Origin of the sequence: Spiroplasma alleghenense, assembly GCF_003363775.1 — a bacterium.
GTDB lineage: Bacteria > Bacillota_I > Bacilli_A > Mycoplasmatales > Mycoplasmataceae > Spiroplasma_B > Spiroplasma_B alleghenense.
Genome location: NZ_CP031376.1, coordinates 244,737 through 258,455 on the forward strand (window position 1 = coordinate 244,737; position 13,719 = coordinate 258,455).

The window sequence follows — 13,719 nt, forward strand, 5'->3', positions numbered from 1 at the left end:
ATAATATAATACTATGTGATAAAATTTACTAAGCATATGTTTAAAATGCAAAATAGAAAGAATTTTTTGAGAAAATATGGAAGAATTAAAAAGTGGTGATTTGCTAAAGCAAATTAAAGAAGAAGTTTATAGCAAATTTGAAAATTATAAATTAAAAAATAAAAAACCTAATACAAAACTTTCTATCGCACTTTGAATAATTCCTGCAATTTTATGACCAGTTGGATCGGTATTATGATTTTTTGGATTGTTTTTGTTTCAATCGATTTTATTACCAATTGGCACCGCAATGGTTTTTATTTCTATTCCATTATTTATATCGGCCGTGATTTACACGATTGTTGTAAATAAAAATAAAAGCAATTATATAAAGCCTTTTCTTGAAGAGTTTGAAATTTCCTCATATTATAAATTAGAAATGAAGAGACTCTTTGGTGAATACTTAAGTGATTTGCGTATTGAAAAAAATTTCTTGACAACAGTATTAAAATTAGGTCCTTTTTTATATGCTGATGATCCAAAAGTTAAAGAGGTAATGACTTTTTCATTGGAAGGTCAAAAATTTTCCTATGGAGTTGTTACTTCGCGAAAGCTTGTTCGCACACGCCATGGTTGAAGATATTGATATTTCCACCAAACATTTATAGTTGCTAACTTTACTAAAAGTTTTTTAGAATCACCAACAAATATGTATTTTTCAAGAACCCCATTTTTACTTCTAGATGATGCTAAAAAAATTGATTTTGAGTCACCAGAATTCAATGATTATGCAAATGTTTTTTCAAGTGACCAAATTTTTGCACGAAAATTTATAACACCAAAGAGAATGTCGAATATATTGGAGATTAGTAAAAATAATAATAGAGCAAAGTTGGAGTACTTGTTTTTTCACAAATCTGCTTTGGTAGGTGAGGTAAAGACTTTTAAATCGTATCATTTTAAGTACCATTCCTTTACTTCTTTGAGTAATATTTCAAAAATTGATGAATTGGTCAATCAAATTTATAACAAGGTAACATGTGAGGTCTCTGACCTTCGCGATGTCTTAAAATTCTTTCAGGTGATGGGATTATTTCCAGACTAAAAATAATTAAAGATATATACATACTTGTTTTTAAAAATAATAATACAATATGATAATATTAAAAAAATGGTAATTAATTAATAAATTTTAAATAGAAGAGGTTTTAACAACGAAATGGAAGATTTTAATAGTAAAGATTTTTTTAAACTAATCAGTCAAGACGTTAAAAGTGCTTTTGAAAAATATAAATTAAAAAATAAAAGACCAAAAGTAAAAATTGTCACAGCTCTTTGAATAATTCCTGCGATTTTAATTCATATCATGATTATAGTATTCTTTTTTTCATGAATATTAGCGTCTTATTTTGGAATTCAAGTCGCTGTATGAATGTTCTTAATTTCTATTCCTCTATTTATAGCGGCAATTACTATGACATCTTCAATATCAAGAATTAAGCATGATTATGTAGCGCGCTTCATTAAAGGATTTAATATTTCCAAATACTATAAATTAGAAATGGACAGACTCTTTGGCGACTACTTAACTGATTTTAGTTTTAAAAAGAGTTTTTTGACATCGGTTTTGAAATTGCGACCATTTGCATTTTCAAAGCGTTCAAGGGTTAGAGAGGTAATGACTTTTTCCTTAGAGGGCCAAAAATTTTCTTATGGAGTTGTTAGTACGTTGATTCCATCACAGGGTAATTCCCATATAAATCGCTATATAGGTCAGACATTTATAGTCGCAAATTTTACCAAAAATTTTCTTGAATCTCCGACAAACATGTATTTTGCAAAAGACCCATTTTTACTTCTAGATGATGCTAAAAAAATAGATTTTGAATCTCCGGAATTCAATAATTATGCCAATGTTTTTTCAAGTGACCAAATCGCTGCTAGAAAATTTATAAATCCAAAAAGAATGTTGAATATCTTAGAAATGAGCAGAAAAAATAATAGAGCAAAACCAGAATATTTATTTTTTCATAAATATTCCTTAATTGGAGAGTTTAGGACTTTCAGATCAAAACATGATGAAGATCACGATTTTACTTCGTTGGAATTTGTTGAAACCCTGGATGAAGTAGTTGGTCAAATATATAACAAGGTAAAAAATGAGGTTTCTGATCTTCATGATGCTTTAAAGTTTTTTCAAATTATGGGATTATTTCCAGACTAAAAATTATTAAAATAATCAAAAATTCATAGAATATAATTATTAAAAGTGCTAAAATTTCATTATAGAAGAGGACAAAACAATGGCATATAATCCAACACCAAATAACACAATAGTAATAGCTAAAACTAGTTTTTTAAGTAAATTTGTAGTTTATTTATCTTTTATTTTAACGCTAACAATTACTTTATGAATTTACATCGGTACAAAAAACAATTTTATTCGCCAAGAGCAAGAAATTAACGAAACAGCATCAGGAATTGATGTTCAATTACAAAGAAGAGCTGACGCTCTACAAAAACTTGTGGAAACAACAAGATCTGCAATGAATTATGAAAAATCAACATTAGAATCAGTTGTGGCTTTAAGAAATTCAGGTAGAATTGACCCAAAAGATTTTGGAGAATTTGATGCTAAAACCTCAAAAGTATTAGGTCAAGTTAACTTAACTTTAGAAAGATACCCAGAATTGAAAGCTAATGATAATGTGAAAAAACTTCAAAGTGCAATCGTTGATTGTGAAGATAATATCGCAGCTGCTCGTCGTTTTTATAACACAGCAATCAGAAACTTCAACTCTTCTATTCAAGCTTGACCAGCAGTTGTTGCAGCAAGTAATTTAAAATTAGAAACAAGAATGTACTTTGAAGCTTCTGAACAAAGTCGCCAAGATGTAAAAATGGATTTAGGATTCTAGGAATCCTTTTTTTATTTCATTTTAATGATATTATTTAATTGTAAGAAATAATTGAGATTTTTTAGGGTGAGAAGTTACCTTTCCCTAAGACGCTACAATTTTCTTATAAAAGAAAGAGAGAAAAAATGACTGGATTTATTTTTACCTGCCCAAACTGTGATTACAAAATTACAGAAAAAGATTTTCAAGAAAATGAAAACATATTATCAAACTTAAAGGAAATTTTTAGAAAGCATGAGCAAGATTATATAAGCATTATTGAGAAAACCTTAACTAAACAATTAGGAGAGCAAAATGAATTAATAACAAAACAGAGACTTGCTGAAGCAGAAAATGCCTTTGAAAAAGCAAAGCAAATTGAAATTGAAAAATTAAAAGATATTATTAGCAAACAAAATAATGATCTTTCCAATTTAGATTTAAAACATAAACATGATTTAGAAAACCAAAGTCATAAATTAGAGAGTGAATCTAATCAAGAGATTTCTAGACTGATGACAAAACTTGCAACTCTTCAAATGGAACTAGAGTCAAATCAAAACCTTGTAAAGCAAGCCAGACTCGAAGCTGAACAAGAGGGACTTAAAAAATTAGTGGAAATGGAAAAAAGCCTTAACAATGAAATTTTTAACCTTAATAACCAAATAACTGATTTGAAGCATGCCAACGATCTTAACAAAGTCATTCAAAATAAAACAAAAGGGGAAAACTTTGAGCATGAAGTTGAAGCTGAATTAAGAAAAGTTTTTGAACCTCAAGACATAATTGAAAAAATTACAGCAATGGACAAAAAGGCTGACTACCTGCAAACTATTAGAGAAAACGAAAAAGAAATTGGCAGAATTGTTTATGAAGTAAAAAATGCAGAGTGAAGTAATGCTTGGGAAAAAAAACTAACAGAAGATATGGCGCGCCAAAAATCTAAATATGGTATTTTGGTTTCGACTTCTTTTAATAAAAAGTATTCAGGAATACCGTTTAAAAGATCTGATGAAAATCCAAATATTTATTTAAGTGATCCAGAAAGTTTCATTTTTGTGGGACAAATTTTAAAAACTATTATCTTCGCTGAAAATAAATTTGTGGAAGAAAAAGATTTTGAAGGGCACGAAGAAAAAATAAAAATTTTTAATCAGTGAAAAGATACTCAACTACCAGTGCTAAGTAAATTATTTAACGACAGCTTTGAAAGAATTAAGAGCGCTGAATCAGGAATTGCTAAACAAGTTGACGAAGTTAGAATTGCGCGAGAAAAAATGCAAAGTCACTGAATTAAAAATATTAAAGATTATTTAGAAAAATTAGTTTTTTAGGCATTAGAAAAAACTTCGACTGAGAGTCGAAGTTTTTAAATTATTATAAATTTTTTATTTAATGCTAAAAATAAAATTGGTCCACATAAAATAAAATTAAGAATACCCGCTACTTAAAGCAATTTTTTCTTTTGTTGAAAATGACCGGTACCAATTAATATTGCAGAAAGTAATTCTAAAATAGCTGCAATCGCAAATATCAAAAACCATCATTCGAATAGACCCAAAATTCAAGGTACCAAAATTCAAAACACCTGCATCATTAGGACGATAAAAATAATAAATTCAAACGTAAGGGTATCGCTATTTTTTCAAATAAAAATCCTCCCATTAATAAACTCTCTGTCTTTAATATTTTTTTCAATTATTAATAATGGTATTCCAATTGGAAAAATAAAATAAGATAAAAAATAAAACTTTTCAATAAATCCATTTCTGAAATCTAAAAAACTAAGTATTGCAAAAATAAATATAATTGTTAAAACCGTAATTATTAAAATTATTATTGATGCTTCTCATAATTTTAAGGCGATCAAATTCGGAATTATTAGCCAGGGTAATAAAGTTATTATTAATAAAAATATGACTGTTAAGTTAATAGATTCCAAATAAGACTTGCACTTTAACAATTTAAAACCTCCTTAAATATTTTATTTAAATAAAAATCAAGTTCACTCACAGTTTAATCCTTAATTATAAAAATACAATAGTAGAAGGTTGTTTTTATAATAATAATTTTCCATTTTTATTTAAAAGCAAAACCCGACTAAATAGTTAGTCGGGTTTTGTGATATTTTTTAATTAAATTAATTTTTCAAAATCAAGAATTTTGTCGGCTCATTTGGTTGAAAAATTAATGTCGTGAGTTGTAAGTAAAACTGTACCCTCAAATTTTTGAATACTTTCTAGCAAAGCTTCTTTAGCTAAAACATCAATATGGTTTGTAGGTTCATCTAATATTAAAAGACTGCAAGGCACTAGACTGGCTTCTGCCAATCTAACCTTGGTCTGCTCTCCCCCAGACAAAAGACTCATCGGGTTATTCATTAATGCACTTTTTAGCCCAAATTTTGCAATAGTTCCACGAATTACTGATTCAGTCATGTCTTCGTGTAAATTTTTTAAATATTGGACAGGAGTTAAATCGGTATTTTTTTCAACTTGTCTAAAGTAAGCAACCTGAACTCCGTTTCCTAATTCACAAGTTCCGTTAACTGCCGGAATTTCGTTAGCTAAGGTTTTTAAAAAAGTAGTCTTCCCAATCCCATTATATCCACTAACGATACATTTTTCACCTTCGCGTAACTCAAAGTTTAGTGGATGGATTAAGGGAAAGTCATAACCAATTTCTAAGTCAGTGGCTTTAACAATAACTGCACTGGCTGGTCGTTTGTATTTAAAACTAAAGTGAGGCTTGGCTTGTTGATTTAGTTCCTTCATCACATCCATTTTGTCAAGTTGTTTTTGACGAGATTGTGCAGATTTGGCAGTAGAAGCTCTCGCTGCATTCTTAGCAACATAAGTTTCCAATTTCTTAATGGTTTTTTGTTGACCCATATATTCTTTGGTATATTGTTCTTTTCTTAATTCAGATTGCTCGATGTATTTATCAAAGTTACCAACATAGCGATTAATTTTTAAGTTTTCAATTTCATAAATTATATTACAAGTTTTATTAATGAAATCACTATCATGGGATACCATAATAAATGCTGGTTCAAAAGTTTGTAAAAATTTAGCTAATCAGTCAACTTGCTCAATATCTAAAAAGTTGGTTGGCTCATCTAAAAGCAGATAGTCATTTTCGCTTAATAACAATTTAGCTAAAAGGACTTTACCACGTTGACCCCCAGAAAGGCTGCCCATTTTCTGTTCTAGTCTTTCGTGCTCGATTCCCAGACCATCAACTAAACTACGAATTTTTTTACCTATAATTTCAAAGTCATTTAAATCTAAGTGTTCTTGAAGTTTTAAGGCTCTAACTAATTCGTCTTCTTTATACTCAACCGCCATGTCCTCGTAAATTTTGGCAATTTGTGCTTCAATATCAAATAATTCTTTGTAAGCACCTTCCAAATAGGCGTTGACAGTTTGTTCCCCGTCAACTTTTTGATGCTGATCTAAATAACCAACTGTAACTCTGGGGTGAACTTCAATATTTCCGTGATCGGGTACAATTGAATTGTTGATAATATTTAAAAGAGTGGTTTTACCAACCCCATTGGCCCCGACTAAAGCGATATGCTCGCCTTTATTAATTCTTAAAGTGGCATTTTCATATAATTTTTTACCACCATTAGCGTGGGTTAAGCCTTCAATGTATACTAAACTCATTATTATTTTCTCCATTCATATAAAATATTCATAAATCTAACCGTATTATTATATACTAATAGTAGTGGTAAAATAAAGGTCAAATCCACTATTTTGCAAATATGAATGAAAAGACAGTTTATAAGAATTTTAATTTTAAAACTCAAAGTTATCAAAGTGATTTGAAAGATTTTGATAGTGCAACAAAACTTAAACCCCAAGAATTAAAGTCTATTTTGCTAGAAATTTTTGAAGTTCAAAAGGAGTTATTAGTGCAAAATCAAACTATTAATCAAAGAAATAACTGATTAATAACATTTTTGGCGAGTCTTATTAGCTTTATTGTGGGATTCTGCCTAAATATATTTTTGAATATTTCATTTACAAATTGAGTAGCCTGATTTTTAATGGCGGCTTTAATTTGCTTTGGCGCAATAATCGCCGGTCTTTTAACTTTTGGATCAAAAGGTTATAAAGAGTTTGATAAAATCACTAAAAATCTTGATATCTTCATTCTTAAATTAAGAGGAAATTTTCAAGAAAAGTTAAACCCTTACTTATTTGAGGACCTAAAAACATATAAAACAATGATGAATGGAATTCTTTTGAATAATAAAGAACTAAGCAACATAGTTGATGGTTTGAATAAATATAAAAATCAAATGGAGTTTAAGGAAAATGGTAAAATATCAACCAAACAAAACCACTTATTCTTGCAAAAAAACGCTTATATAGTTTATCGAGATTGCAAAATTCAAGTAAATGACTGAAAGATTACCTTAATGTTAGTTGAACGATATAACGAATTATTTAACTAAAATAAAATTATTTTTTGCCTGAAAGTGTGCTAAAAAAGACTATTTTTAGGTTATATTTATATTAGAGAGAGAGATTCCTTTAAAATGTCCAAAGAAAAAAATGAAATCAATATTTTTGGTTTGTCAGCAAGCCAAGAATTAACAAACGAAATATGCAAAATTCTTGAAATTGAGCAAAAAAGAGCAAAAAAAATAGTTTTTGCTGACGGAGAAATCCTAATGCAATCAGAGGATTCGGTACGAGGTAAAGAGGTTTATGTCATCCAATCAACTAGCCAACCAGTAAATGAAAACTTGATGGAGTTATTGATTGCTGTTGATATGTTCAAGAGAGCTAGTGCTCAAAAAATTAACGTGGTAATCCCGTATTTTGGTTACGCTCGCCAAGACCGAAAAGCTAAAGGACGCCAACCAATTACAGCCAAATTAGTGGCTAATTTAATAGAAAAAGCAGGGGCTGACCGAGTAATTATTGTAGATTTACACTCTGCTCAAACAATGGGATTTTTTGATATTCCAGTGGATAACTTTCACTCTGCACAGACAATGGCAAACGAGATCATCAACACAATTATTGAAAATAATTTAGACCAAAATAAATGTATTTTAGTTTCCCCAGATCATGGTGGACTTACTAGGGTACATGAAGTTGCAAAATATACAGCAGGTCTTACAAATGGTATCGCGGTTATTGCTAAACGTCGACCTGAACCTAATATGGCAAATGTGGAATTTGTCCTTGGGGATATTCAAGATAAGGTTTGCTTTATCGTTGATGACATGATTGATACTGGGGGAACCATTGTTGCTGCTGCCACTGCTTTAAAAGAAAATGGAGCTAGAGCAGTATATATATTTGGTGGTCATGGATTATTCAATGGAGAAGCTGTTAAAAAAATAACATCAGCAATTGACTCTAAGGTAGTAGAAAAAGTTGTGGTGACAAACACAATTGAAATTCCAAAAGAAAAACGCTTTGAAGGTTTGAAAATTATTTCAGTAGCAAATCTATTGGCAACCATGATTAAAGCGTCGGTATCAAGAGACTCATTATCAGAGGTTTATGGTGATTTCCAAGAAGAAACTTTATCAAGAATTAAAAAGTTTTTAAAGGCTAAAAAATAAGTGAAAATAATTTTTGGCTTAGGAAATCCAGGAACTCAATATTTACAAACCCGTCATAATGCAGGATTTCTCGTATTAGACCAATTAATAGAATATTATAATGCAGAATCAATTGGGCAAAAATTTAAATCCGAAATTTACTCAACTCAGATACATGGTGAAAAAGTATTATTTGTTAAACCACTAACATTTATGAATCTTTCGGGAGAAGCGGTTCTCCAAATCATGCATTTTTATAAAGTTGATTTAAATCAAATTGTCATAATTCATGATGAAAAAGATTTCCCAATTGAAAAGCAACAATTTAAAAATTCTGGTAGTGCTGCTGGCCATAATGGTCTAAAAAATATCATAACTCATTTTCATACAACCGATTTTCAAAGATTAAGAATCGGAATTGGTAATCCTGAACCCGGCTGAAAAATAGTTGATTGAGTTTTATCAAAAATGAGTACTGAAGAAATTAAAAAAATGAATGAGATATTTAATTTTAAAATAAATTGGGTCAAAGAATGAATCTCAGGAACGGATTTTAAAAATATAATGAACAAATACAATTAGGAGGTAATTATGGAACAGTATAAAAGTTTAGTCATTGTAGGATCTCAATGAGGTGATGAAGGAAAAGGAAAAATAACAGATTATTTTGCCCAAAAGGCAAGTATGGTTGTTCGTTTTTCTGGAGGAGATAATGCTGGACACATTATAGTTAGCGAAGGTGTCAAGCACAAGGTTACTATCGTGCCATCAGGTATTTTGAATCCAAAGGTAGTTAATGTAATTGCGAACGGAGCCGTTGTTAATTTACCCAGATTAGTTTCAGAATTGGAGATTTTGAAAAAAGCTGGAATTGATACAAAAAATTTATTTTTATCGAACCGTGCACATGTTGTTTTACCTTATCATATTGCAATTGATGAGCTACAAGAAGAATCTCGTGGTGTTAATAAAATCGGAACAACAAAAAGAGGAATTGGACCAACTTACCAAGATAAAGTAGACCGTCTTGGAATCAGAGTTTGTGATTTATTTGATAAAAATTTTAAAACTAAACTAAAAGAAATTGTGGAGTTTAAAAATAAATTAATTACTAAGGTTTATGATGGAAAACCGTTAGACTTTGAAACTATCTATAAAGAATTAATGGATAATTTTGAAATAATTAAGGGTCAAGTTGTGGAAACATCTACTTTAATTGAAACAGCAATTAAATCAAAACAGTACGTTTTATTTGAAGGTGCTCAAGGAGCGCTTTTAGATATTGATCACGGAACTTATCCATTTGTTACCAGTTCAAATACAAGTGCCAATAATGCATCTCTAGGTTCTGGTATTAATCACAACCTAATCACTACAAGTTTAGGAGTTGTTAAAGCTTACTGTACAAGGGTTGGAACCGGAGGTTTTCCTACTGAATTAAATAATAAAATTGGAGAAGGCATAAGAGAACGTGGACATGAATATGGTTCAAATACAGGAAGACCCAGAAGAGTTGGTTGACTTGATATTGTTGCCTTAAAATATGCAATCCGCACAACAGGTCTAGATAAAATTTTTATTACTTTACTTGATGTGTTATCAGGAGAACCGGTTGTAAAAATTTGTACTAACTACTTACTGAATGGTGAAAAAATATTTACAATCCCTCCATTGAATGGTGATTACCAAAAATGCGAACCTGAATTTATTGAAATGCAAGGATGAAAAGAAGATATTACTAAAGTTAAAAATTTCTCAGATTTACCAACTAATGCTCAAAACTATTTAAATAAAATTAAAGAACTTTGTGGTATTAATATTGTTGGTTTCTCAGTTGGGCCAGACCGATTACAAACCATTTTAATGGAGTCAGAGTTTTAATGGTAAATCGCTATGAAGTTGCAGCAATTGATAAAATTTGAAATGAGAAAAACAAGTTAGAAACTTGGTTGCTTGTCGAAAATAAAGTTGTTGAAGCTTGATCAAAACTTGGTGTAATTCCGGCTGCTGATTGTGAAAAAATAATTAAGAAATCAAAAATTGATCATAAACGAATGTTAGAAATTGAAAAGGAAACTAAACATGATGTCGTGGCCTTTACAAGAATGTTATCTGAAAATTTGGGTTCGGAGAAAAAATGAATTCACTTGGGGTTAACTTCAACAGATGTAGTTGATACAGCTCAAAACTATTTAATTGCCCAAAGCAATATTATTTTAAAAAATAGTTTGGACAATTTGCAAAATGAACTTTTAAGTAAGGCTTTAGAAAATAAAGAGGTTCTTATAATGGGTCGAACCCACGGAATTTATGGTGAACCAACTTCACTGGGATTAAAATTTCTGCTTTGATTTGAAGAAGTAAAGCGCCAACAAGAAAGATTTTTATTAGCCCGTCAACAAATTGAGGTTGCTAAGATTTCGGGAAGCATGGGTAATTATGCTAATCTTGAATTAGAAGTAGAAACATTTGTTGCTAAAGAATTAAAGCTTGGAATCGACTCATTATCAACACAAGTTACTCAAAGAGATCGTCACGCATTTTTAATTTCAGTATTTGGAAACATTGCCTCAACATTAGAAAAAATTGCAATTGAAATTCGTAGTTTTCAAAGAAGTGAAGTTCAAGAAATGATGGAAGGTTTTGCCAAGGGACAAAAAGGTTCTAGTTCAATGCCGCATAAAAAAAATCCCATTAGTTCTGAAAACATTTCGGGATTAGCGAGATATATTCGCACATTTGTAAGTATGGGATTTGAAAATAATCTTCTATGACACGAGCGAGATATTTCTCATAGTTCTAACGAAAGAATAGTTTTACCAGACTTATTTCATAGTATAATTTATGCAGTAGAAAGATTAACTGAAACAATTAAGAATTTATTTATAAACAAAAAAAGAATGCAAGAAAATATTGATTCGCAGAATAATATTTTTTACTCTCAACCAATATTAACCCACATTATTAAAGAAACAAATTTTTCTAGAGAACAAGTTTATGACTTCATTCAAAATTGTACCTTGGAAACTCAAGAGAAGCAATTAAATTTTAAAGAAGTATTAATAAAAAATGGTGTTGAAAAATATATCAACAATTTAGATTTTGAAAAATTATTTGATCAGAATTATTTTTTAAGAAACGTTCAAAAAATTTATGAAAGGATTTTAAACCATGAAAGAAGTAACTAAATTATTAACTGTAATAACTGAAGATGAAATCAAGAGTGCCATTGCTAATGAAGCAAGAAACTTATCAAAAGCTTTTGAAGGCCAAGCTTTAGTAATAGTTGCAAAACTATCGGGAGTATTTATTTTCATTTCAGATTTAATCCGTCAATTAAAAATTGATGTTGGAGTTCAATTTGTTGTTAACTTAAGCGAAGATGTTAATAACGAAATTAAAAAAGAAAAAGTTAAATTTGATATCGGGATTCAAAATAGTTTAAAAGATAAAAATATTTTAATTGTTGAAGATATCCTTGATGCTGGAACTTCGATTCAAGCGCTATATGATTTTGTGGCAAAAGATAAGCCAAAAGAAATTCGAGTTTTAACACTTCTTGATAAATTTAAAACAAAAAGAAATATTAGTTTCGACTATAATACTTTATTTAAAGTTGAAAATGATTTTTTTGTAGGTTATGGTTTAGATTACAACGAAAGTTATCGAGGTCTAAGAGATATTTATAAATTTACAAACGAGAATGAGGGCAACTAAATGAGTAAAACTTTTTATGTTACAACCCCAATATATTACGCCAGTGGTGACTTGCATATCGGTCATACCTATACTACAACATTAGCAGACATTTTAAATCGCTTTAAAAAATCAGTTGGAATGGAAACGTTTTTTCTTACTGGTTCAGACGAACATGGTCAAAAGATTGAAACTAAAGCCAAGGAAGCGGGAATGAAACCCAAGGCGTACGTTGACCAAATTGTTGAAAAATTTAAAAATCTTTGAGGGCTTTTGGATATCAAATATGATAAATTTATTAGAACAACGGATTTGGAGCACAAAAAATCTGTTCAACAAATTTTTACAAAATTACTTCATAAAGATTTAATTTACAAAGGAAATTATGAAGGACTTTACTGTGTAAGTTGTGAAGAATTTTTAATTGCAGACCAAATTGATGAAAATGGATTGTGTAAAGTTTCCCAAACAAAACCTAAAATGTTATCAGAGGAAACTTATTTTTTAAGAGTTTCAAAATTTTCAGATTTTTTAACAACTTTATTTGATAATGATTTTCTAACTCCTGACTCAAGAAAAAATGAAATGTTTAAAAATTTTATTGAACCAGGATTGGAAGATTTATCGGTTACAAGAATTTCTTTAAAATGAGGAATTCCTACGACAGAAAATCCAGAACATGTTATTTACGTTTGATTAGATGCTCTATCAAACTATATTACTGCATTGGGATATGCACAAAAAGATGAAACACTTTTAAATAAATTTTGATCGGCGGATACTGAAATTGTTCAGTATGTGGGAAAAGAAATTACAAGATTTCACTCAATTTATTGACCAATTATTTTAAATGGTTTGGAATTGAGAATGCCGAATAAATTAATTTCTCATGGATGAATTTTATCAAAAGATACCAAGATGTCTAAATCTTTAGGAAATGTGATTGATCCTATCGCTATAATTAATGGTTTTTCCAGTGATGCTTTAAGATTTTACATTGCAAAGGAATTGCCGACTGAAAGAGATGGTAACTTTACAGAGGAATTATTTGTTGAGTGCTTTAATACTAATTTAGCTAACAATGTTGGTAACTTAATTTCAAGAACAAATAATATGATTACAAAATATTTTTCAGGTATTATTTTGGAAAAAACAAACATAGAAAATCACTCGCTTATTATATCTGGTAAAAAATTGATTGATGATTATATTTCTGACATGAACGACTACCAAATCAACAAAGCAGTTGAAAAAGTTATGAAATTTGGTCAAGATTTAAATAAATTCATTGAAGAGGAAAAACCTTGAGTTCTAGACAAAGAAGGTCAAACTGAAAAGCTTGCAGAAGTATTAACTATTTTACAAAAAAATATTACAATTATTTCTCATTTGCTTGCACCAATTTTAACTAAAAGTTATGAAGAAATGCTAAGCCAAATTGGATATAATCAAAAATTATTAAATCTACAAGAACTAAAGAAAAACGATATAGAATTTGATAAAATCACAAGTCGAAAGATTATTTTCGAAAGAATAAACTAAAATTCAAATCAAGAATTATCTTGGTTTGAATTTTTT

12 protein-coding genes are annotated in these 13,719 nt (G+C 29.5%); 11 read left to right on the forward strand and 1 reads right to left on the reverse strand.

Annotated elements, in window-relative coordinates; translation table 4 throughout:
• The first annotated feature begins 76 nt into the window (after positions 1 to 76).
• The 4 genes from SALLE_RS01145 to SALLE_RS01160 all read left to right on the forward strand — a co-directional run bounded on the left by SALLE_RS01145 (position 77) and on the right by SALLE_RS01160 (position 4,210).
• Positions 77 to 1,084 carry a DUF3137 domain-containing protein gene (locus SALLE_RS01145; protein WP_115557807.1) on the forward strand — a complete coding sequence of 336 codons (1,008 nt, stop codon included), beginning with the start codon at positions 77 to 79 and terminating at the stop codon, positions 1,082 to 1,084.
• Positions 1,085 to 1,198: 114 nt separating this feature from the next.
• Entirely contained in the window at positions 1,199 to 2,203 is a 1,005-nt protein-coding gene (locus tag SALLE_RS01150; RefSeq protein WP_115557808.1) for a DUF3137 domain-containing protein, read from the forward strand.
• Positions 2,204 to 2,282: 79 nt separating this feature from the next.
• Positions 2,283 to 2,897, forward strand: coding sequence for a LemA family protein (locus SALLE_RS01155; protein WP_115557809.1), 615 nt, complete (start codon positions 2,283 to 2,285; stop codon positions 2,895 to 2,897).
• 125 nt (positions 2,898 to 3,022) lie between these two features.
• Positions 3,023 to 4,210, forward strand: coding sequence for a DUF2130 domain-containing protein (locus tag SALLE_RS01160; RefSeq protein ID WP_115557810.1), 1,188 nt, complete (start codon positions 3,023 to 3,025; stop codon positions 4,208 to 4,210).
• A gap of 801 nt (positions 4,211 to 5,011) precedes the next feature.
• On the opposite strand, the gene SALLE_RS01170 is transcribed toward SALLE_RS01160, so the two are convergent.
• On the reverse strand, positions 5,012 to 6,544 hold the full coding sequence (locus tag SALLE_RS01170; protein WP_115557812.1) for an ABC-F family ATP-binding cassette domain-containing protein: 1,533 nt from the start codon (positions 6,542 to 6,544) through the stop codon (positions 5,012 to 5,014).
• Between the two features lie 101 nt (positions 6,545 to 6,645).
• Between SALLE_RS01170 and SALLE_RS01175 the strand changes: the two genes are divergently transcribed.
• From SALLE_RS01175 to metG, 7 genes are all read left to right on the forward strand, one after another.
• Complete coding sequence (locus tag SALLE_RS01175; RefSeq protein ID WP_115557813.1) at positions 6,646 to 7,341, forward strand: hypothetical protein; 696 nt, start codon at positions 6,646 to 6,648, stop codon at positions 7,339 to 7,341.
• Between the two features lie 84 nt (positions 7,342 to 7,425).
• A complete protein-coding gene (locus SALLE_RS01180) occupies positions 7,426 to 8,466 on the forward strand; it encodes a ribose-phosphate diphosphokinase (protein ID WP_115557814.1) in 1,041 nt (346 codons plus the stop codon).
• Entirely contained in the window at positions 8,467 to 9,027 is a 561-nt protein-coding gene (pth, locus tag SALLE_RS01185; RefSeq protein ID WP_115557815.1) for an aminoacyl-tRNA hydrolase, read from the forward strand.
• 6 nt (positions 9,028 to 9,033) lie between these two features.
• Positions 9,034 to 10,326 carry an adenylosuccinate synthase gene (locus SALLE_RS01190; protein WP_162807975.1) on the forward strand — a complete coding sequence of 431 codons (1,293 nt, stop codon included), beginning with the start codon at positions 9,034 to 9,036 and terminating at the stop codon, positions 10,324 to 10,326.
• A complete protein-coding gene (gene purB, locus SALLE_RS01195) occupies positions 10,326 to 11,633 on the forward strand; it encodes an adenylosuccinate lyase (RefSeq protein WP_115557817.1) in 1,308 nt (435 codons plus the stop codon). Before SALLE_RS01190 ends, purB begins: the two co-directional genes overlap by 1 nt.
• Entirely contained in the window at positions 11,617 to 12,162 is a 546-nt protein-coding gene (locus SALLE_RS01200) for a phosphoribosyltransferase (RefSeq protein ID WP_115557818.1), read from the forward strand. Before purB ends, SALLE_RS01200 begins: the two co-directional genes overlap by 17 nt.
• Positions 12,163 to 13,683 carry a methionine--tRNA ligase gene (metG, locus tag SALLE_RS01205; RefSeq protein WP_115557819.1) on the forward strand — a complete coding sequence of 507 codons (1,521 nt, stop codon included), beginning with the start codon at positions 12,163 to 12,165 and terminating at the stop codon, positions 13,681 to 13,683. It abuts the gene before it with no gap.
• Positions 13,684 to 13,719: the final 36 nt, after the last annotated feature.